Genomic DNA, 20,917 nt, shown 5'->3' with positions numbered 1-20,917 from the left:
AAAAATATAGGTTGACGATTTTGCACTTCCTGCGTATTCTCTAATAAAGATCAAATAGGAGCGTATGGATTTCGAAAATCAATGGAAATCAGTCAAAGAAGAAAACAGGAAAATGAAGGATTCTGCAGATCAGCGAATCTGGAACGGACTTGAAAATAAAATCAGATCCAGAAGCAAGACAAAAAGGTTTTTGTGGGCGGCGGCTGTTCTTTTGCCCTTATTTACTGTGATGACTCTCTTCTTTACTGAAAATGCTCTAAGCTCTTCATCTCATCAGCAAATGGTTTTCAGAACGGAAACGATGCAAAAGGAATTCACGTTGCCGGACGGAAGTATTATTACCCTGCAACCAAAAAGTGAATTGATGCTGACAGAAAATTTCGGTAAGAAAACCAGAAATGTTTCTTTTAAAGGAAAGGCATTCTTCAGTGTTGCTAAAAATAAAGCGTTGCCCTTTATCATTGATGCCAATGGATTTAAAGTAAAAGTATTGGGGACAAAATTCCTCCTTGATCAAAGATCCGAAGATAAAAAAGTTTATCTGAAAGAAGGAAAAGTGAAAATTGATTATAAAGGTCACACCACTTATCTTTTGCCTAAAGAAACATGGCTGGCAGACAAAAACGGAACTGAAAAACATTTCTATGATCAGGATGTTGTAAGGACATTTGATTTTAATGAGATGAAATTCGGGCAGGCCATTTCACAGTTGGAGAAGACGTACAATATCTCGATAGGCTATCCTCAGCAGTATAGAGAGAATGTTATTGATGGAGATATCACCGGAGACCTTAATAAAGTTATTAAAACCATAGGATTTCCTTTTAGTTTAAATACACGAAAAGAATCAGATTATCATATCATTTTAGAAAAATAATGCACCAGTAATTGGGGTTACCGATGCATTGAATATAAATCAGTCAAATAACAACTAATTTCAGCAAAGCTATGAAAAAAACAACAATTAGCATGATGTTGTTGGGTCTTTTGTGTGCGCCACAGTTTACCTACGCAGAGGCTAACAAATGTTTTCAACAGTCCGTCATTCAGCGGAAAACGCCTTTAATTAAAATCTTTGAAAAACTTTCAAAAGAACATGGCGTAAAATTCTTTTATTCGGTTTCAGACCTTAAGGATATTCAGGTGGATGAATCTCAGGTTAACTATCAGTCATTATCATCGTCTTTAGACTATCTGAAGAAAAATGTTGGTCTGGATTTTAATGTAGATCAGAAAACAGTCACCGTTCGTCTCAATGCAAGAGCAATTGCAAAAATTCAGAGGAATAATGCTCAACAGTCTGCGGAATATTTAAATCCGATAAAAGACACGGTAACATCCAGGGAAAAAAATATTGATGAGGTTGTTTTGGTAGGGTATGGAAAACAGAGTAAGAAAAACAATTCCGGCTCCATCTCTTCTATTGACGAGAAACAGATGAAAGGGGTTGCCTCCAGTAATTTCGGGGATATTATTGGCGGAAAAGCTACCGGAGTTCAGATTACTCAGGCTAATGCAACGCCGGGAGGTTCACCTTCTATCAGAGTAAGAGGTATCGGAACATTAACAGCTGGTTCGAATCCCTTGATCGTTGTTGACGGACTTCCTCTCACCGAAGGTTCCAATCTGAATGCTATTGATCCTAATTCCATTGCAAAAATTGATATCTTAAAAGATGCCGCCTCCGCAGCCATTTATGGTTCCAGAGGAGCCAATGGGGTGATTATCATTGAAACAAAACAAGGGAAAAAAGGCAGAATGGCTGTTTCTTTTGATTCCTATTACGGAATGCAGATGAGAAGTGATAATGTAAAATTGGTGAATGCTTACGATATGGCCACTTTTCTGAAAGAAGCCAGAGATAACAACTATCTTTCCAAGGGCAGCAACAGAAGTATTTCTGATGATAATGCTACAAGAATAAGTAAGGGAGCATCTTTAAGAGAGTTAATCCCTGATTATCTCGCCCCTTATCTGGCAAAGCAGCCTGGATTAACAGATACCGACTGGCTGAATACTGTAATGAAACCGGCACCCATAAGCCAGACTTCATTAAATGTTACGGGAGGAAGCGATAAAAGCAAATATGCTTTTACCATGAGTTATTTTAACCAGAAAGGATTGGTGATCGGGACAGATTACGAAAAATTTTCCACCAGCGTTAATCTTTCCACAGAACTTACGGATAAATGGAAAATAGGAGTAACGATGACACCGTCTTATGCAACGGGAACCATCAATGCAGCAGAAAATTCGAGAAGTTATAATCCACTGCAGATGGCTACTGCAATGTATCCGTTCTTTAAACCTTATAATGATGACGGAAGTTTGGCCATTTCCCAACAAATCTTAGGAAATACAGCAACTGACGGTGCTTTGGTAGAGAATCCCGTTGCGATTCAGGAAATGACGAACAGAAAATATACTTTATTTAAAACATTCGGAAATATTTTCACAGAGCTTGAGCTGTTGAAAGGCTTGAAATACAGACTTTCAGTAGGCGGGGATTACACCAACTACGAATATAATTTCTTTGATCCTTCTACAGTAGGAGCCTACAGAGCGGCCGCTCCCGATGTTACTTTTGCGAACAGAACAGAATATATCCGTAAAAATTATCTGATTGAAAACCTGCTTTCATTTGATCAAAAATGGGGTGAGCATAGAATAGATGCCATTGCCGGACAGTCTTTTCAGCAGGAAGATAATACTCAGCTTTTAACCGAAGCTACCGCATTTCCAGACAACAGCATCCGGAATATTGCAGGCGGAACTTCATTTAAAAACACGCTGACACAATACAAATGGAGGTTAATGTCTTATTTCACCAGAGTTAATTACACCTTTGATAATAAATATAATCTGATGGCTTCTTATCGTAGAGACGGCTCTTCACGTTTCGGGAAGAATTCCAAATGGGGAGATTTCTATGCATTTTCTGCAGGCTGGACGATCAGTAATGAAAATTTCTTTCCTGAAAATACTATTGTAACGGATTTAAAGCTAAGATACAGCCTGGGAAGCAACGGAAATAATCAGATTCCTAATTTCGGGGCACTTTCGCTGATGAATCCTGATAATTACAACTTTGGCGGTGTTCTAACACCAGGGTATACAACGGCAACGGCTCCCAATCCTAATATTTCCTGGGAAAAGTCCAGATCAAACAACTTCGGAATTGATTTCTCTCTGTTTAAAAATATCCTGAATATTTCTGCAGATTATTATATTCTGAACAGAGACGGTTTGTTACTTGATGTTCCCGTTCCACAGCAGTCTGGTTTCAGTACATCGCTTCAAAATATAGGAAAGATCAAAAACTCCGGTTTTGAATTACAGATTTCTTCGAAAACTTTCAATATTGCCAACGATTTTACCTATTCGGGAAGCTTTAATTTTTCAACCAATAAAAATGAAGTTTTGGCCTTGGCAAACGGACAGAATCAGATTATTACCGGTGAAAATAATTTCTCTGTCACAAAAGTGGGCGGTTCTATTGGGGAAATGTATGGGTACAATATTGTCGGAATCTACAAAACTCAGGAGGAGATCAACAATTCACCACACATTACCGGAACAATGGTTGGAGACTATATTATGGAAGACCTCAATGGTGATGGGAAAATTGATGTCAATGATAAAAGAAGTTTCGGAAGCGGCGTTCCCAAATACATTCTCGGTTTCAATAATAATTTCAGATATGGACTTTTTGAATTAAGCTTCTCATTATACAGCGAAATAGGGAAGAGAATTTACAATGCAGATGCTGTCACTACTTTAGAATCGGGAGAAGGTTTCGGAATGGCCTCGCAGTATTATTTTGACAACCGCTATAATGCAGCAACCAATCCCAATGGATTTTTCGGAATGCCGAATATGAACTTTTCCAACAACAGAAAAGAAGCCAGAACTTCAAATCTCTATTTTAAAAATGCCGATTATGTGAGATTGAGATCGCTGCGTCTTGCTTTCAATTTTCCAAAATCAATGCTTGGAAATATCGGGTTGGAAAACGCACAGGTCTATCTGGTAGGAAACAATCTTTTCACGCTGTCAAAATATAAAGGAATGAATATCGATGCCACTTCAGACAATGTTCTTACCCAAGGATTTGATCAGGCTTATTACCCGGTAGCTAAAATATATTCTGTAGGCTTTAACCTTAAATTTTAAAATCATGAAAAAAATATTCTTTACAATATTCAGTCTTTCTGTGATGTTTTCTTGTTCGTCTGATCTTTTGGATGTAAATCCTGAAGCCCAGAAAGTTTCCTCACAATTCTATACCAATGCTTCTGAAATTGAGCAGGGAATTGTTTCAGTTTACGGAGCCCTTCAGTACACAGGACAGTATCAGCTGGCAATGCCTGCGTTGGGAGAATTGCCTTCTGACAACACGTATGATGAGGTTCCAGCCAATGATTCTTTTACGTATGGAGAGCTGGATTTTTTCACTATTCAGCCTAATAACAGCCTTATTGCAAGTACCTGGAAGGACAATTATGTTGGGATTCAGCAGGCGAATATTATTCTGACAAGGATTGGAAAAATCCCTGATATGACCGATGCCCTGAAAAATACGAGAACCGGAGAAATGAAGTTTCTGAGAGCGCTGATGTATTTTAATCTGGTAAGAATTTATGGTGATGTTCCATTGGTATTAAAAGAAACCACGAATGTTAACGATTACTTTGGGCAGCCAAGAACACCTGTCGCAGAGGTATATTCAGCAATAGAAAAAGATCTGAAAGAAGCGATTGATCTTTTACCAACCACCACAACGCAAAAGGGTAGAGTAACCAAAGGAGCGGCTTTGGGAATTTTGGGTAAAGTGCTTCTGACACAGAACAAGTTTGCAGAATCACTGACCTATTTAAGTCAGATTGAATCTTTAGGCTATCAACTTTTGACCGATGTCAATAAAATTTTTGATGTCACTAATAAAAATAATGCTGAAATTATTTTTGATGTACAGTTCACCTCCGGATTGAACGGAAATTCGGAAGGAAGTTCGGCATTTCAGATGTTCAGTCCTTCCGGATCAGTTTCCGGAGCGAAAGGCCATAATCTTCCCACCAAAGAAGTCTACAATCTTTATTTGGCGGGAGATACAAGGAGGTCTGCCTATATCGGTCTTACGTCAAACGGAATTCCTTTCAGTAAAAAACTTGTGAAAACATCCAATACGATTGCTGATGGAGGAAGCAATTTTGTGGTGTTGAGATTGGCTGATGTTTTCCTGATGATGGCGGAATGTTTTGCTCAGCAGAATGATTTTGCCAATGCCAATGTATGGCTAAACAAAATTAAAACCAGAGCAGGAATTGCTTCTGTAAACCTCTCAACAAAAGAGACATTACTGAATGAAATTGACAGCGAAAGAAGGCTTGAATTTGTAGGAGAAGGACACCGATGGTTTGATCTCGTGAGGACGGGAAAGGCTATTTCTGTGATGACTGCTTATTTTAGTAATAATGCGGGATACAGTACGGCGCAGATTAAGCCATACCACCTTCTGATGCCGGTTCCACAAGGTCAGATTAATACTGATCCGGCCATTAAACAAAATCCAGGATATTAATTTAACATTTGAAATTATGCTTAACAATAAATTATTACCACTTTCTCTTCTTATTTTTTCTTCTTTGTGTTTTGCTCAGCAAAAGAAAATCTCACTTTCCACTTTTCCAGACCGTAAAGTCATGGTAGTTGCTCACCGTGGAGATTGGAGAGAGGCTCCGGAAAATTCGGTGTGGGCAGTAAAAAAAGCCATTGAAAAAGGAGTCGATATGGCTGAGATAGATCTTGCCATGACGAAAGACAGTGTTTTGATCCTGATGCATGACAATACCATCGACAGAACGACAACAGGGAAAGGAAAGCCGTCTGATTTTACATTGGCCGAGATTAAAAAACTCCATCTGAGAGACGGATTAGGAGTGGAAACCCAAATGAGTGTGCCTACTTTACAGGAAATTTTAGAGATTTCTGATGGAAAAATACTTCTGAATCTGGACAAAGGTTTTGATTATATAAAACAGGTATATCCTTTGGTGAAAAAACGAAATATGCTTGATCAGATTTTGTTTAAAGGTCATGAATCTTACTCAGAGTTCAATCAGAAATACGGTGATATAAAAAATGAAATTCACTATATGCCGATTATCCAGCTGGGGAAAGAGGAGGATCTGAAAAAAATCTCAGAGTACCTTAAGAGCTATAAAGTTTACGGTTTTGAATTTACAATCGGAACAACAGAAAAGAACCTGATTGATTTTAAAAAACTCAGAGAAAATAAGGTTAAAATTTGGGTGAATTCATTGTGGCCCCATCATAATGCCGGAAATAATGATGACCTGGTTCTGGATCATCCCAATATATATGACTGGTATATTCATAAAGGAGTCAACATTATCCAGACTGACCGCCCGAAAGAACTGATCCATTATTTGAAAAGTAAAAAACTTTATTTTTAAGAATTAGAAGAGCTGAAATATTCAATTTCAGCTCTTTTTATCTATTGGGTAGTTGTATAAGCTTTATTTCCTACGATGGATTGTTCAGGATGATACTCAAAAAATTTACTTTGGAAATTGAAAGTTTAAGAAAAAAATAACTGGAATACGCCTTTTTTAGGACATTTTAACATATGGTTTATGATTTGTGTCATAAAACAAATGCTATGTATTTCACTATATTTGGAATAATAAAGCTAACCATGTAATAAGCCAGCATAAAAACTTGTTAAACTAAAAATTATTAAAGATTACCAAAGATTATGAAAGACTTATTTTCACTCAACGGGAAGAGGAAGGATTATGTTATCAGGCATTTTGAAAAAGAGATGTATCCATTGATAGAAAATGATAATTGGATTATCGTTATCATTAAAAAGTGGTACCATACCATGATTGTATCCTATTTGATTTGCAATGATTTAGTTGCTTTAACTATTGTAAGAACAAAATTCTCTCCATTTTACGAAAAATATACGGTACAGTAGTGCCTTGGTAAACTATTTTTATTTTCAACCCATTCATTTTGCCAGAACAGACTTTTCAAAAACTGTCCTTCTTTCTTTAAGTCCATCCTTTCCATCAGCTGAATGAAGCTGTGTTCTCAGGATCTACGGAACCTGTAATTCTATGTTTATACAAATCATTATTAAGAAATCAATAATTTCGGTTAAAGCTTCAGAAGCATATCCTTTACCTTTTAAAGCTGTATGTAATGTAATTCCCAGTTCTGCCTGTGCATTCTCCTCTCCGATACAATGAATTCCGATCCACATCCATAAAGTTGAAATAGTAAAGGACATCGATCCTTTTTTAATGTACAATAATTGTTAGTTTTGTATCCTGGATTTGTTGAGTAACCCATAGACGGTTAAGAAGAAATAAAATAATAAAAAGAGTGCGAAATGACTGACGTATTTGAAAATTACCTATCCACCATAGGAGGATTATCAGCTGAGGAAATTACCTTTGCTGAGAAGTTCTTCAAACCGATCAGTTTAAAAAAAGGTGATTTTTTTATTCGTGAGGATGAGCCCTGCCGTTATATAGGATTTGTCGCCAGTGGCTCTGTAAAAGCATATGCCACCGATAAGGAAGGAAGGGAAAATATCACCTGCTTCAAGTTTGAAAATGAATTTGCCACCTCCTTTCCTGAGTTTATGGCACAGGAAAAATCCAGAAGGAGTATCAGGGCTATTGAGGATAGCATAATCTATAGGATAAGCTACCTGGACTATCAGTATCTGCTTGGTCAGTTGGCCGCTTTGAACGAAGTGATAAAACTGGTGATGGAGCAGGAGTATATCCAAAAGGAACGTTATATGCTGAATTATAATAATAAGTCGGCTGTGGATAAATATCTTCATGTCTTATCTAGTGAACCGATACTCGTTCAGCGTGTAACAACACAGGATCTGGCATCGTATCTGGGTCTTACGCAGCGATCACTTACACGAGCGAAGGGACAAATCCACAGACCCAGTATATTATAGGACAAATGTCCTTATTATGCCCTGATCAGCGATGTAGATTTGCACAAAAAAAACTATGTTACGTCAAATTGCTCCCGAGGTATTCCAGATTTCACTGATGCCACGAAATAGTATCAACTGCTATATTATCGAAGGTGTATTGATAGACTCCGGAATACGGAGTTCGTATGCCACTATAAAGAAAGCTCTCCAGAAAATCCCCGTTTATCAACATGTACTGACCCATGCCCATGCAGACCACCAGGGCTGCAGCGATCAGATATGCGCTGAGTTCGGAATACCTTTGCTCTGTCATCCTGATGAAGTTTTGAGAACCGAAACAGGTAGGGTAACCAATGACTATCCAACTCCCCGGCATTGGGTAGCAAAGCTTCAGCAAAAGTACTGGGCAGGGCAGGGACACAAAGTAGATCAGACAATCGTTGAAAATGATAAGATTGGAAACTTTCGGGTAATAGAGACTCCCGGACATTCGGCAGGTCATATTTCTTTATTCCGTGAGCGAGATGGCGTACTGATCATCGGAGATGCGGCGACAAATATGAACCTGCTCACAACAGCAACGGGTCTCCGGCTTCCACCAAACATATTCACCTCAGATCAGCAGCGTAACATCAAATCGCTTCAGAAACTGGCAGAACTGAATCCAGCCATACTCTGCTTCGGTCACGGACCAGTCATGCAAAATAGAGATCGGAAGTTTGAGGAATTTGTTGCCCAATGCAGCGTTTTTGTTTAATAAAAATAAACTGTGCGGTAAATTACGGATTGAATGTGCTTTATGCAGGCTTCATTCATATGGTATTATTTTTCGTTCATATACTAATGGTTCTATGAAATAAATGGTTATCAATTGTTTATCCCTGATGTTGGTTATTTTCTGTCGAAATAAAAATGACACTGTTTTTTTAAATGGTGTCATTTGGTTTTATTAAATTTTAAATTATTTACAGGATTATGATGGAGGAATTGAAAAGTATGATCATTTATGAGCTATTAGCTACCATTGCCTATGATGAAACTCTAAGTTTATAATCTCTATATTGAAAATATTTTCTATTTTTGGAGAAACTGTAGACCTCTATGTATGAATAAAGTAAGTTTTAAATTAATTTGCGCAATCGATTGCATTTTTTCGTGTTTTTTATATGCTCAAAGATCTGTAAAGATTGTTAATCCTTTGGATGTTTCCAGAACTGAGGTAGTGGCAATTCCCAGGAGTATGCTGAAGTCATTCTTACATAAAAACAGTGAGGAGGAACTTAGAATAAAGGATGCAAAAGGGAAATGGTTACCAATTCAATGGATAGATTATGATGGTGATGGAAAAAATGAAGAACTACTTTTTCTGGTAAATATTGATGCAGGAAAGACCAATGTATACACTATTGTTGCGGATGGGAGCGTTCAAATCCCAGAAATCGGAATTTCTACCTATTCGAGATTAGTCCCGGAAAGAGTAGATGATTACGCCTGGGAAAATGATAAAATTGCTTTCAGGGTTTATGGTCCGAAAGGCCAGCAGGAAGCTTTGCAGGGAATAAAAAGCAGTACACTTTCAAGCGGTGTGGACATCTGGCTGAAAAGAACAGACCAGCCTGTTATTAACAAATGGTATAAAGGTTATCTTACAGATCCCATGTATTATCATAAAGATACAAGAGGGGAAGGCTATGATCCTTACCATGTGGGAAACAGCAGGGGAACAGGTGGAATTGGAATCTGGAAAAATGAAAAACTTCAGGTTTCCCAAAACTTTGTTACTTCCAGAACAATTGCTGAAGGTCCTTTAAGAACAGTTTTTGAACTGACTTATCAGCCATGGAGTGAATATGAAGTGAAAGAAACCAAAAGAGTTTCTTTGGATCTGGGTTCCAACTTTTCTAAGTTTGAATCTGTTTTTGAATCAGAAAAACCTGCTCCTAATTATACTATCGGAATTTCGCTGGATAAAAATGAAGGAAAAACCCAACTGAATGATCAAGACGGATATTATCTTCACTGGGAGAAAATAGACGATGCTTTTGTGGGAGAAGGAATTGTTGTAAACCCGAAAATCGTTGAAAAATCAATCGCTTTTACCTCAAATGTTCCTGATGAAAGTAATTTGTATGTTGTGACCAAACCTTCAAAAGTGTTAACGTATTACGCCGGATTTGCATGGCAGAAAAGCGGGCAGGTTCAAACAGAGAAGGACTGGGAGAAAATGCTTCAGAAGCAGGCCCGGATCATTGCAAAACCATTAGTAGTGGAAGTAGGAGAATAATGAAGTGGTAATTTTTAAATAATATAAAATGAATCTAAAAATATACACATTGGCATTAGGACTGCTGTCGGTAACTTATTCTGCTCAGATTAAGGATACTCTGGCGGAGAAAATGCTGATCTATCAGCTTCCTAATGGTGGCTGGGGAAAACAGCTGGAAGATAAGTCGGTGGTAAACTATAGCCTGCCGATTGATAAAAACCTTTTAAGAAAGATAAAATCTACCGGGGATGATCATGCAACTATTGATAATAATGCAACATCCAGAGAAATCAACAGTTTGATTAAAGCGTACGCAACAACCAAAAACCCAGATTATTTAAAAGCTGCAGAAAAAGGAATCAGTTATCTCCTTCTGATGCAGTATGATAATGGAGGATTCCCGCAGTATTATCCCAATACGGGGCTTTATAGAAAGCAGGTAACTTATAACGATAATGCAATGATCAATGCTCTTACTGTTTTGTACAATGCTGCGGAAGACAAGAATAATTTTGATGTGATTTCATCTTCTTTAAAAGAAAAATCAAAAATAGCTGTTCAGAAAGGTATTGGATGTATTTTGAAAACTCAGGTAGTCCAAAAGGGAAATCCTTCCATCTGGGCAGATCAGTATCATGAAATTACATTGCAGCCGGATAAGGCAAGAGCTTTCGAGCCTGTTTCACTAGCCACCGGAGAATCGGTAGGAATTATAAGGTTTTTGATGCAGCAGCCCGTGACTCCCGAAATAGAAAAGTCAATAAAAGCAGCAGTAGCGTGGTTTAAGCAGAATAAAATTGAGGGATATAGCTACAATGTTACCAAACAGAATGGTAAAGCAGTTAGAGTATTGGCTGAAGATAAAAATTCCGTGATCTGGGCAAGATTTTATGATATTCATACCAATAAACCTTTGTTTGGAGATCGCGATGGCAGTGTAAAGTATAATTACAATGAAGTTTCGGAAGAAAGAAGAAACGGATACAGCTGGTTTGGTGATTTTGCAGAAAAGCTTTTAGCCAAGGAATACCCGAAATGGCTGGAGAAAAATAAACTAAGTGAATAATTGATCTTTAACAGAAGCGGGTTTAGGCCCGCTTATTTTTTGTAAGATAAAAAAGAGCATCTCATTTCTGAGACGCCCTCTTCCTTTTATTATTGTTGTTATTAAGTCTCTTTTAAAACTGATCACAGACATTTCCTCCTAAAGTAGCACCTGCATTAGCCGTTACATCTGCTTTCACATCTGCCACGTTAAGTTTTGTGATACTGTATGGCGGAGTGAATGCCGTTCCGCTTCCTGCTGTATTTCCGGTAACATTGATGAAACTGCTTCCGGATTGGGTTACTGCGGTAAATCCACTCATCAGATTGATAGGTTCTTTTACATTTTCAAAAACATTTCGTTCTACCAGAATATTCGCCTGTACTCCGGCAGCAATACATTTGTTGCTTACGGAACTGTTGAAATAGCTGTTCAGGATATGAATTTTACCAAATCGTACTCTCGGCATACGCTCTCTGCATCCAGGCGCCCACCAGCATCTGACAAAAGTTACATTCAGTTTTCCGGCATCAGCAGTTGCTCCGTCGCTGGATCCGATAAGGTTCGAGAATCTGTGGTCATCCGTTCCTCCTGAGCCTCCTGGTTTTGGAGCTTTCAGATAATGAAATTTGGTATAGGAAACCGTAATATAGTCGGATTTGTTTTTAATGTCGAAATTTCCATCTACACCATCTCTGAATTCGCAGTGGTCTATCCATACATTTCGGCAGTCATCCAGAATAGCGTTATCCCAACCATCGGTGTCATAAGCACCCGGACCTTCAAAAATCAGGTTTCGGATAATAATATTGTTGCACCTTTTAATATTGATAATGCCTGAACCATCTTTGGTCTGGTTTGTAGAAACCAGTTTGGCTCCGCTTGTTCCATAAATTGTTTTTCCTGTTTGATCCTGAAGCGATAAACGGGTAGTGATGGTAATGGTTCCGGTTACTTTGATCACTTTCACAGCTGTATTTTCAATAGCAGCTTTTAACTGAGCGTAGTTGGAAACGGTTGTTTCGGCTGCTGTTCCACCACCGGTTGTTCCTCCGTTTTGAGAAGCCCATCCCGGAGCTACGCAATTGGCCAGAGGAACAATCTTTTGTGTCAGCGAGTTTTTAATGTTGAGTTCGCTTTGTGTAAGGTCGTTGTTGATTTCTTCCTGACCACATCCGGTTAAGGCAAAAGCAGAGCTTAGAGCGGCTGATAACAGAGCCGCTTTGAACGTTGTTTTCATAGTTTATATTTTGTGATTTGTTCTTGTGTAAAATTAAAGTATTAATAGTAAAGTATTTTATATTTTACTATATTAATATTTATATAATTATAATATTAAATATTTTATTTGATCAATCGGTTGCATTTTATGTTTTGTTTAAAAATTTGTTTATTGTTTTAAACTGGTAGCTGAAAATGACAGTATTTTATATTTTTAATGCTTTGTTTTTGTAGGATTATCGCAAAGGCGCAGGGATATTTCGGATTTGCACAATATGAAATATCAGGCAAATGAGTGTTTTTTTTCTCACAGATTTTACAGATCTCGCGGATCTTTTCATGATGATCGGCTCAACTTGCAAAACCTGAAGAAACTCATAAAATATTTGTTGTTCAATTTTATCGGAGATAAAATCTTTGTGTCTTAAAAACGGATAGTATTTCAAAAAAAACCTTGCGCCTTTGCGTTTTTCCAACCTCTATTTACCTTATTAAACAAGAAAATCTTCCCGGAAAGGCGCAAAAGCATCAATGAGCTTTCCTTCTTCAATACATTTCACCCCATGGAAAATATTGGGCTGTGCAAAAAATCCATCTCCTTCCTGTAAGATTTTTGTTTCATCATCTACTGTAACTTCAAACTTTCCGGAAGCGACATATGTGATCTGAGAATGAAAATGCTGATGCAAAGTTCCTACAGCATTTTTTTCAAATTTTACAATCACCATCATTATCTGGGAATTATATCCAACAAACTGCCTGGAAATACCATTTCCTAAATCTTCCCATGCCGTGTTCCTATCGAAGAAAGGTTCTTTTTTGAAATCCATTTTATATTTTAATTAAAATTTTGTGCAATCTGTACAATTCGTATTATTTAATATACTTCTCTAAGCCTGTTTTCAGATCTTTCAAAGAAGTTACAGCCAGTTTTGCAATAGATGCTGCACCCAGCTTTGACAAATGGGTATCGTCATCTTTTCCTTCCGGATAATAAGGTTCATCCCCTTTTTTATAATGCAGATGCAGTTTTTTTGAATTTTCCGGACCATAGGAAATTTCCAGCTGCTCTGACAATAATTGTAAATCCACCAAAGGAACTTTAAGATCATTGGCAACCATTCTGACCACCAAAGGATATTCTTTATGTGTATCCACCAAAACACCGTTCTCATTAAAGTTTCTTCTGACAATAGACGTCATCAGAATAGGAATAGCACCTTTTGATCTCGCTTCAGTTACATATCTTTCAAGATTGGCTCTGTATTGAGTATATGGATTGGTAAATCGTATCGAGTCATTGATTTTCTGGTCATTATGCCCAAACTGGATGATCACAAAATCCCCCTTCTTAAGCTGATTCATCACTTTATTCCATCTTCCTTCCGTTCTGAAGCTTTTTGAACTTCTCCCGTTAGTTGCATGATTCTGAAGAGAAATTCCGGAGGTAAAAAGAGAGGGAAGCATCTACCCCCAGCCATGTTCCGGGTTTTTATCCGGATTTTCTTTATTGGCCATGGTAGAATCACCAATGAGGAATAGCGTAGGTTGCTGTGCATAGGTGATGATGGAAAGGAAGAAAATAAGAAGGGTAAGTTTTTTTTTCATGTTTATCTTATTTAGTATAATTCTTTTGTCTTGAAACAAAAGAATCAAAAATTCAAGACTGGGAATCTTCCGCTAAAAATTAATTCTATTCTCTAAAAATTCTAAACTCGTGCGAATTCGATTTTTCTTCTTCGGGTCATTACTGGTGTCGCACTCAAACAATAGAATTTTCTTAACGTTCACAGAAATAATTTTTTTAACGCTTCATATTCCAATGTCAATGGGATAGAAAAATTGGTCATTATTTTTCATTTGCTTTTTTATTTAAATATCTTCTGTATATTGGATATTACTTATTACCTATTGCTTATTATTTATGTTAGGGTTCCAGCCATCAAATATTTTTTCCAGAGTGTAATTCTTCAGGTCTTTTTTGGTTAGCTGATGAGACCAGCTTACCCGTTTTGAAGAATTTCCTCCTTCGCCTTTACTGCCGGATTCTGCGTAATAAGTTGTTTTTTCTTTATCGGGAAACATTTTATCTCCTTTCCAGGGATTCCAGCCTTCGGGCAGAATGTGTTTTCCCATTTCCGTATTGATAAAAACTGTTTTAGCATACGGTCTCCACGGCCTTCCGAGATAAACTTTAGATACCTCATCTTTAGCAACAAGCTTACAATCGAAAAATACAAATCCATATTTTCTGTCAATTTCCGTGGCGGCAGCAGTGATGTAAGAATCGGCTATGCTTTTAATCGTACAGTTTTTAAAAACAACGGTTGCCTGTCCGAAAATAAAATCGGTAGTTCCTTCTATATAACAGTTTTCAAAATACTGTCTGCTATGGTTGGTTGCAGCATAAAAAGTGTCCTGACAACCAATAATATTGGCGTTTTTCATTACAAAACGGTCTCCTTCTACATGAAGAGAAACCGCTTGTCCTTCATTGCATGAACTGTTTTGAACGGTCAGATTGCTGATTTTGATATCATCACCCATTACCAGAAGAGTATAGGAGTTGAAAGTCGTCATCTTTTCATGAAAAGCATCTGGTTTTCCGGAGAAATCATTGTTGGTAATTATCGTATTGTTTCTGTTTTCCCCTTCCAGAGTGATCTTATGTTTCGAAGAAGGAATAACCAATTTTTCATGATAAATCCCAGCTTTGATTTTAATTAAAGCTTCTGCCGGACCAAGATCTCTCACAGAATTGATTGCTTTCTGAATGGCGGTAAAATCTCCGCTTCCATCCTGTGCCACTGTAACGCTGATGTAAGGTTTGCTCTGTGCCCATAGAAACTGAACGATTGGCAGGAACAGAATTACAAATAATTTTTTCATAAGAACCGGTTAAAAATTATTTCAACACTTTATTTAAAAAATCAACAGTATAGTTCAATGTTTGAGTAAACCATGGTTCTGCCGACCAGAATGAATGTGGTGAATCTTTAATTTCATGAAATTCAGTAGGGATGTTGTAAGCCTTTAGTTTTTTCATCATATCATCTCTTCCGGCATGAAACCTGGGTTGAGAGCTGTTGATAAAAAGAGTAGGCGGAGTATTTTTATCAACATATTCCAGCGGTGAAGCTTCTGTCCAGTTTTTTAGATTGGTATTCCGGTCTCCATCCAGCCAATAGGAAGCATAGGTACTTTCCTCAGCTTCTGGATGGATGAAGGAAACAATTCCGTCAACATTGATGATTGCCTTTATTTTGTTTTTGGCTTTTACGCCTACCAGGGTTGCCATTTGTGCTCCGGCAGATTCACCAAAAGCCACCATTTTATCTTTATTTAAAGAATATTTTCTGTGATTTTTTCTGATCCATTGAATAGCCGTTTCGATATCTTGAATACCTGCAGGATATTTGGCAATATCAGCAAGGCGATAACCAACAGCTATGACTACAAAACCTTTTGATGCCAGCTCCATTGCCATATATTTTTCATTGTCCTTGCTTCCGGAAATCCACCCGCCACCGTGAACCATTGCAATTCCTGCATGCTTTTTTGAATCATCAAGAGGGTAGTATACATCGGCTTTTAATGATGAACCATTGATGTTTTTGTATTCAATATCCTTGTCGATTTTAATATTTGGAGGAACCGGGCGATCAATAGGGGTAATAGAGGGATATTTTTTCTTTAATTTTTCAAAAGTTCCTTCATTGGTGTAAGGAGAAGCATTCGGTCTGCTTACCTGCCCGAATGCCATCGTCCCTACGAAGAAAATAGAAATATAAGTATGTCTTTTGTTAAAAATCATTTTGTCAGATTTTTACATTGAAACTATTAAGAATCTTAAGCTATTAAGATAAATGAAGAAAATCCTTCTGATTTTTAAGTGGAATTTTTAGTGCAAAGTCTAACTTAATATTCTTAAAAATTTAACTCATCTTAATGGTTTAATAATTGTTTAATTTTATAAATGTTGGGATACGCAAAGGCGCAAAATTTTTATCCTTTATTTTGTTTATAAGGCGCGAGAATATTTCGACTTCGCTCAATATGAGATTTTCAGCAAAATGAGAGGCTTTCAATTTTATCGAAGATAGAATCATTGCGTCTTAAAAATACTGTTAATTTAATTTTTTGCGTCTTTGCGATAATCAACTATTTTATTGAGTTCTTAGCTACCTCTGTTCCTGTAGAAACAGCGCTTTTATCAGATAGTAAATCTTTAGGTACAGCTACTGCTCCGGTTTTGTTTCCTAAAACTTTGATGTAAGGCTTGATTGGTGATTCGAATTTCACAGTAGACAGGTTAATGTTTTTACTGTTATAAACTGTTGCTCCCGTTCCTTCAGTGTATTTCAGGGTTACATTCTTTAACTGGATTCCATCTGCATCAACAATTGTCAGTGCTTTTTTGGTATCAAATTTTGAATCTTCAATTACAATATTTTTAAGGTTCATTTCAGCCAGACCAAATAGGGTAATAGCTTCATAAGAATTAATGGCATTGATGTTTTTAAAGAAGATATTTCTGAAAACCGGAGTTTCTTCCGTTACAGGATAAACTTTTTCCGGGGTTTTATTTCCTTCCTGTTTTTGCCCCTCTTCTAAAACCGGGGAAGAACCTTCGTAAAACATATTGAAACCAATCATTTGGGTAGGAATATTAATCATATCAATATTTTTAATGTAAATATTTTCTACAATTCCGCCTCTTCCACGGGTTGTTTTAAAACGAAGCCCGATATCTGTTCCGATGAAAGTACAGTCGGAAACATGAATATTTCTGGCACCTCCGGACATTTCACTTCCCACAACAAATCCTCCATGGCCATGATACACTACATTGTTTTTGATGATAACATTTTCAGTAGGCATTCCTCTTTTTCTGCCATCCTCATTTTTCCCGGATTTGATACAGATAGCATCATCTCCCACATCAAATGTATTATCATAGATCAGAACATTTTTGCAGGATTCCAGATCTACACCGTCACCATTTTGAGAGAACCATGGATTTCTTACGGTAAGATTTCTTAGGATTACATTGGAGCACATTAATGGATGAAGATTCCACGCCGGGGAATTCTGGAAGGTAGGACCATCTAACAATACTTTGTCACAACCTACCAGACTCACCATCACCGGACGCAGAAAGTCTTTTACTGTGTTGAGTTCGTCTTTTGAGATCTTATCAGGAACATTGAAGCTTGAGCTGCTTTCAAATCCTTTTTTATAACTTTCTGAAGGATACCATGTTTTGCCATCGGAAGATAGAATTCCCCCTGATTTTATGATTTCTTTCCATTCAGATTCTGCAACTTTACTTTTTTTGATGGCTCTCCATGCGTCACCACTTCCATCAATGACTCCTTTCCCTGTAATGGCAATATTCGTAGCATTTTTTGCGGAGATAGGAGACTGGCATCGAATGGTATTGAGCCCTTCAAAACTTACATCTACCAAAGGATAATCATTTTTATCTTTACTGAAAATAATGAAAGCGCCTTCTTCCACATGAAGATTGATGTTGCTTTTTAATTCAATAGGTCCCGTGAGCCACATTCCTCTGGGAACTACCAGTTTTCCGCCTCCTTTTTTACTAAGGTCTTCAATGGCTTTTTTGAAAGCGGCCGTATTTTTTACATTTCCACCTGAGATTCCTCCAAATTGTGTGATGGAAACTGTTTGGGCAGGAAAAGAGGTTTCTGCAACCTGAGGCATTGTAAACTCAATGTTTTTGTAAATATCCAGGTTCTGGGCAAAAGCCTGCCCCGAAAACATCATTGCTGCGGCTAAACCTATAATTGTAAGTGACTTCTTCATGTTATTTTTTTTGAGTTTTAATTATTTTTTTAAATTCCTGATAGACTAAAGAGGCGACTGCTTCTGCTCCTTCAGGCTGAAAGTGGGTATTGTCTTTCTGTCCTTTTGGATAAGCTTCATATGTATTTTCCGGAAGATTCATAAAATAATGATTCGTTGTAAAATCCTGTCCTTTTTTAGTAAAATACTCCATGGATAGCTTGTTTAAATCAATATAAGGAACGTTCATTTCTTTAGCGATATCCATAGGAGCCTGCCAGTATTCACCGTGTACATTTTCAAGTTTTCCGTCTTTCCAGGGGTAATTTCTGGCTACCGGAGTTACAATAACTGGATTTCCTCCTTTCTGTATCGTCTGAGAAACGAATAACCGTAAAAATTCCTTATATCCCTGAATATTCACATAACGTTCAGGATGCTTTTCAGAACTATCGTTATGTCCGAACTGCATGATCACATAATCATTAGGCTGAAGATGCTCATACACATAACGCCATCTTCCTTCCTGGAAAAAAGTTCGTGTGCTTCTTCCGCCATGAGCCCTGTCAATAACCGCCACAGAATCAGTTTTAATAATGGGCTTCAGAGATTGTATACTGTCTTTCACAAAAAATGGCTGAAAAACCTGTCCCCAACCTGTAATGGGATACCGCACTTTCATATAGTCTTTTCCTGGATCATAATTTCCTGTATAATCAGCCATTGTGGAATCTCCGATGAGGTAAATATGGGTTACTTTTCTATCTGTTTTTATTGCCGTTTTTTGTGCTTTATCCTGTGACTGACAGGCTGACAGAACCAGGGCACTTACTAAAAACAAAACGGGTTTATATATTCTTTTCTTCATGACTCTTTTTTGTTGGATAATCGGAAAGGCATCATTTTTTATTCTCTACTTTATTTCTTAGTAACTCTGAACCAGTCAAAATCGGCATATCCTCCTCTTGGTGCTTTTGCCGTACTGATGCTATAAAGCCCTACTTTTGCTCCAATCCATTTTCCCGGTTTTGCCTGGAAAACTTCACCTGTTTTGATGAAATTTTTACCATTTTCACTGTAACTGAACTGGCATAGACCATTAGGCTCATTTACATTGACTTTTAAATAAACTTCATTACTTTTTAATAGAGTTTCAAATAGTATTTTTTCTTCTCCGCCTTTTTCTGCTTTTTCAGACTTTCTTAGTTGTACATAATAACCGTCAGGTTTGTTGGTGATCACCAATGATGCATGGTCTAGTCCCATGATCAATAATCCCGCGGTCTTGCCTTCCTTAGCTTCTTCGGGAACTAATTTTACCTTTGTTGTGGCAGTAAAATTCGGAGCCGGGAATTTTTGGGTTAACAGATTCGGTACATTCCACAGATTTTTTTCACCTTCCGGAACTTTTATAGAGAAGAGTCTTAAAAATTGTTGTCCGGGAAGTTTGGAAGACCATACAATATTTTCATTCGCGCTCCATTGCCACTGTAATCCTAATTTTTCACCGTCAAATTCATCAGTTTCCGGAGGAGTTGAAACAGGGTAGAGTTGTCCAACATCCGGTTTTTTATGGGTTGAAACAGGTTCGCCTATTCCATTTTTATTATAATCTACTCCCATTACAGGCCAGTCTTTTTCCCATTTCATCGGCTGTAGGTGAATGATTCTTCCTCCGGCATCCACATCCTGAAAATGATAAAACCAGTCTTCACCAGAAGGAGTATTTACCCACGCTCCCTGATGAGGTCCGTTAATGGTTGTAGAACCCTGTTCCAATATTATTTTTTCTTCATAAGGGCCATAAATATTTTTTGATCTCAGCGCAAGCTGCCAACCTGTTGCTACACCGCCAGCAGGAGCAAAAATATAATAATAGCCGTTTCTTTTATATAGTTTAGGTCCTTCAACCGTAGGGTGGGCATCATGACCGTCAAATACATGAATACCTTTATCCAGAACTTTTGTTCCTTCAGGATTCATTCTGTTAAGAGTTAGAATACTTTTTACTCCGGCGCGGCTTCCCGCCCAGCCATGAATCAGGTAGGCATTGCCGTCTTCATCCCAGAACGGACAGGAATCTATTAATCCTTTTCCATCCATTACCAAAACCGGTTTTTCCCAGGTTCCTAATGGATCTTTGGTTTTCACCATATAAATTCCAAAATCCGGATCTCCCCAATAAATATAAAATTCTCCTTTATGAAATCTCATACTGGGTGCCCAAACTCCGTCACCTCTTTTCGGGGTGGAGAAATGTTCCTGAGGAAGGATGTCCTGAATGGCATAATTAACCAATTTCCAGTTGATCATATCTTTGGAATGAAGGACAGGAAGTCCCGGAGTTTCATTAAAGCTGGATGCCGTCATATAATAATCGCTGCCCACACGGATCACATCCGGATCAGAGTAGTCTGCATATAAAACAGGATTTCTGTAGTTTTTTCCCTGATCAGCAGTCCATACTTCGGAAACATAGTTTTTCTCCTGTGCCTGAAGGTATGCTGATGCTACTGAACATGCTGTGACGGCAATGATATTTACAATACTTTTTGTCTTCATAGAATCAATTAAACATTAAAGTTAT

18 protein-coding genes are annotated in these 20,917 nt (G+C 37.6%); 8 read left to right on the top strand and 10 right to left on the bottom strand.

What is annotated here, in order from left to right; genetic code table 11:
• The first annotated feature begins 64 nt into the window (after nt 1–64).
• From ACWPWS_RS06045 to ACWPWS_RS06030, 4 genes are all read left to right on the top strand, one after another.
• The gene (locus ACWPWS_RS06045; RefSeq protein ID WP_454045880.1) at nt 65–877 is read left to right on the top strand and encodes a FecR family protein; all 813 of its coding nucleotides are present in this window, start codon (nt 65–67) and stop codon (nt 875–877) included.
• Between the two features lie 71 nt (nt 878–948).
• On the top strand, nt 949–4,173 hold the full coding sequence (locus ACWPWS_RS06040; protein ID WP_454045879.1) for a SusC/RagA family TonB-linked outer membrane protein: 3,225 nt from the start codon (nt 949–951) through the stop codon (nt 4,171–4,173).
• A gap of 4 nt (nt 4,174–4,177) precedes the next feature.
• Nucleotides 4,178–5,581: a RagB/SusD family nutrient uptake outer membrane protein gene (locus tag ACWPWS_RS06035; protein ID WP_454045878.1), complete on the top strand. Its 1,404-nt coding sequence runs from the start codon at nt 4,178–4,180 to the stop codon at nt 5,579–5,581.
• 16 nt (nt 5,582–5,597) lie between these two features.
• On the top strand, nt 5,598–6,476 hold the full coding sequence (locus ACWPWS_RS06030) for a glycerophosphodiester phosphodiesterase family protein (protein WP_454045877.1): 879 nt from the start codon (nt 5,598–5,600) through the stop codon (nt 6,474–6,476).
• Nucleotides 6,477–7,126: 650 nt separating this feature from the next.
• Here ACWPWS_RS06030 and ACWPWS_RS06025 read toward each other — a convergent pair.
• Nucleotides 7,127–7,318: a GNAT family N-acetyltransferase gene (locus tag ACWPWS_RS06025; RefSeq protein ID WP_454045876.1), complete on the bottom strand. Its 192-nt coding sequence runs from the start codon at nt 7,316–7,318 to the stop codon at nt 7,127–7,129.
• 102 nt (nt 7,319–7,420) lie between these two features.
• Here ACWPWS_RS06025 and ACWPWS_RS06020 point away from each other — a divergent pair, with 102 nt between their 5' ends.
• The 4 genes from ACWPWS_RS06020 (at nt 7,421) to pelA (ending at nt 11,322) form a co-directional block, all read left to right on the top strand.
• Complete coding sequence (locus ACWPWS_RS06020) at nt 7,421–8,008, top strand: Crp/Fnr family transcriptional regulator (protein WP_454045875.1); 588 nt, start codon at nt 7,421–7,423, stop codon at nt 8,006–8,008.
• 55 nt (nt 8,009–8,063) lie between these two features.
• A complete protein-coding gene (locus ACWPWS_RS06015; protein WP_454045874.1) occupies nt 8,064–8,747 on the top strand; it encodes an MBL fold metallo-hydrolase in 684 nt (227 codons plus the stop codon).
• 348 nt (nt 8,748–9,095) lie between these two features.
• Nucleotides 9,096–10,274, top strand: a complete 1,179-nt coding sequence (locus ACWPWS_RS06010; protein WP_454045873.1) for a DUF4861 family protein — start codon at nt 9,096–9,098, stop codon at nt 10,272–10,274.
• 28 nt (nt 10,275–10,302) lie between these two features.
• Nucleotides 10,303–11,322 carry a pectate lyase gene (gene pelA, locus ACWPWS_RS06005; protein WP_454045872.1) on the top strand — a complete coding sequence of 340 codons (1,020 nt, stop codon included), beginning with the start codon at nt 10,303–10,305 and terminating at the stop codon, nt 11,320–11,322.
• 112 nt (nt 11,323–11,434) lie between these two features.
• Here the strand turns inward: pelA and ACWPWS_RS06000 are convergent, their stop codons facing one another.
• The 9 genes from ACWPWS_RS06000 to ACWPWS_RS05960 all read right to left on the bottom strand — a co-directional run bounded on the left by ACWPWS_RS06000 (nt 11,435) and on the right by ACWPWS_RS05960 (nt 20,892).
• Nucleotides 11,435–12,541, bottom strand: a complete 1,107-nt coding sequence (locus ACWPWS_RS06000; RefSeq protein WP_454045871.1) for a pectate lyase family protein — start codon at nt 12,539–12,541, stop codon at nt 11,435–11,437.
• A gap of 472 nt (nt 12,542–13,013) precedes the next feature.
• Nucleotides 13,014–13,352: a cupin domain-containing protein gene (locus ACWPWS_RS05995; protein ID WP_454045870.1), complete on the bottom strand. Its 339-nt coding sequence runs from the start codon at nt 13,350–13,352 to the stop codon at nt 13,014–13,016.
• A 43-nt stretch (nt 13,353–13,395) separates the two neighbouring features.
• Entirely contained in the window at nt 13,396–13,989 is a 594-nt protein-coding gene (locus tag ACWPWS_RS05990) for a rhamnogalacturonan acetylesterase (RefSeq protein ID WP_454045869.1), read from the bottom strand.
• A complete protein-coding gene (locus ACWPWS_RS05985; protein WP_454045868.1) occupies nt 13,990–14,130 on the bottom strand; it encodes a hypothetical protein in 141 nt (46 codons plus the stop codon).
• 300 nt (nt 14,131–14,430) lie between these two features.
• Nucleotides 14,431–15,411, bottom strand: coding sequence for a pectinesterase family protein (locus ACWPWS_RS05980; protein WP_454045867.1), 981 nt, complete (start codon nt 15,409–15,411; stop codon nt 14,431–14,433).
• 16 nt (nt 15,412–15,427) lie between these two features.
• Nucleotides 15,428–16,336, bottom strand: coding sequence for an alpha/beta hydrolase (locus tag ACWPWS_RS05975; protein ID WP_454045866.1), 909 nt, complete (start codon nt 16,334–16,336; stop codon nt 15,428–15,430).
• 347 nt (nt 16,337–16,683) lie between these two features.
• On the bottom strand, nt 16,684–18,351 hold the full coding sequence (locus ACWPWS_RS05970) for a glycoside hydrolase family 28 protein (protein ID WP_454045865.1): 1,668 nt from the start codon (nt 18,349–18,351) through the stop codon (nt 16,684–16,686).
• A 1-nt stretch (nt 18,352) separates the two neighbouring features.
• The gene (locus ACWPWS_RS05965) at nt 18,353–19,198 is read right to left on the bottom strand and encodes a rhamnogalacturonan acetylesterase (protein WP_454045864.1); all 846 of its coding nucleotides are present in this window, start codon (nt 19,196–19,198) and stop codon (nt 18,353–18,355) included.
• A gap of 50 nt (nt 19,199–19,248) precedes the next feature.
• On the bottom strand, nt 19,249–20,892 hold the full coding sequence (locus tag ACWPWS_RS05960; RefSeq protein WP_454045863.1) for a glycoside hydrolase family 43 protein: 1,644 nt from the start codon (nt 20,890–20,892) through the stop codon (nt 19,249–19,251).
• Nucleotides 20,893–20,917 lie beyond the last annotated feature (25 nt).

It is taken from the genome of Chryseobacterium sp. Marseille-Q8038 (genome assembly GCF_965111995.1).
The sequence above is the reverse complement of the archived record's forward strand: the minus strand, read 5'-3'. Positions and strand labels throughout refer to the sequence as shown.

What these genes read in the sequence shown, in the direction of transcription:
- ACWPWS_RS06020 (WP_454045875.1), top strand. Translation starts at nt 7,421, where the DNA reads ATGACTGACGTATTTGAAAATTACCTATCCACCATAGGAGGATTATCA.
- ACWPWS_RS05965 (WP_454045864.1), bottom strand. Translation starts at nt 19,198, where the DNA reads ATGAAGAAAAGAATATATAAACCCGTTTTGTTTTTAGTAAGTGCCCTG.
- ACWPWS_RS06015 (WP_454045874.1), top strand. Translation starts at nt 8,064, where the DNA reads ATGTTACGTCAAATTGCTCCCGAGGTATTCCAGATTTCACTGATGCCA.
- ACWPWS_RS05985 (WP_454045868.1), bottom strand. Translation starts at nt 14,130, where the DNA reads ATGAAAAAAAAACTTACCCTTCTTATTTTCTTCCTTTCCATCATCACC.
- ACWPWS_RS06040 (WP_454045879.1), top strand. Translation starts at nt 949, where the DNA reads ATGAAAAAAACAACAATTAGCATGATGTTGTTGGGTCTTTTGTGTGCG.
- ACWPWS_RS05980 (WP_454045867.1), bottom strand. Translation starts at nt 15,411, where the DNA reads ATGAAAAAATTATTTGTAATTCTGTTCCTGCCAATCGTTCAGTTTCTA.
- pelA (WP_454045872.1), top strand. Translation starts at nt 10,303, where the DNA reads ATGAATCTAAAAATATACACATTGGCATTAGGACTGCTGTCGGTAACT.
- ACWPWS_RS06000 (WP_454045871.1), bottom strand. Translation starts at nt 12,541, where the DNA reads ATGAAAACAACGTTCAAAGCGGCTCTGTTATCAGCCGCTCTAAGCTCT.
- ACWPWS_RS05990 (WP_454045869.1), bottom strand. Translation starts at nt 13,989, where the DNA reads ATGCTTCCCTCTCTTTTTACCTCCGGAATTTCTCTTCAGAATCATGCA.
- ACWPWS_RS05960 (WP_454045863.1), bottom strand. Translation starts at nt 20,892, where the DNA reads ATGAAGACAAAAAGTATTGTAAATATCATTGCCGTCACAGCATGTTCA.
- ACWPWS_RS06025 (WP_454045876.1), bottom strand. Translation starts at nt 7,318, where the DNA reads ATGTCCTTTACTATTTCAACTTTATGGATGTGGATCGGAATTCATTGT.
- ACWPWS_RS05970 (WP_454045865.1), bottom strand. Translation starts at nt 18,351, where the DNA reads ATGAAGAAGTCACTTACAATTATAGGTTTAGCCGCAGCAATGATGTTT.
- ACWPWS_RS06045 (WP_454045880.1), top strand. Translation starts at nt 65, where the DNA reads ATGGATTTCGAAAATCAATGGAAATCAGTCAAAGAAGAAAACAGGAAA.
- ACWPWS_RS06030 (WP_454045877.1), top strand. Translation starts at nt 5,598, where the DNA reads ATGCTTAACAATAAATTATTACCACTTTCTCTTCTTATTTTTTCTTCT.
- ACWPWS_RS05975 (WP_454045866.1), bottom strand. Translation starts at nt 16,336, where the DNA reads ATGATTTTTAACAAAAGACATACTTATATTTCTATTTTCTTCGTAGGG.
- ACWPWS_RS06035 (WP_454045878.1), top strand. Translation starts at nt 4,178, where the DNA reads ATGAAAAAAATATTCTTTACAATATTCAGTCTTTCTGTGATGTTTTCT.
- ACWPWS_RS06010 (WP_454045873.1), top strand. Translation starts at nt 9,096, where the DNA reads ATGAATAAAGTAAGTTTTAAATTAATTTGCGCAATCGATTGCATTTTT.
- ACWPWS_RS05995 (WP_454045870.1), bottom strand. Translation starts at nt 13,352, where the DNA reads ATGGATTTCAAAAAAGAACCTTTCTTCGATAGGAACACGGCATGGGAA.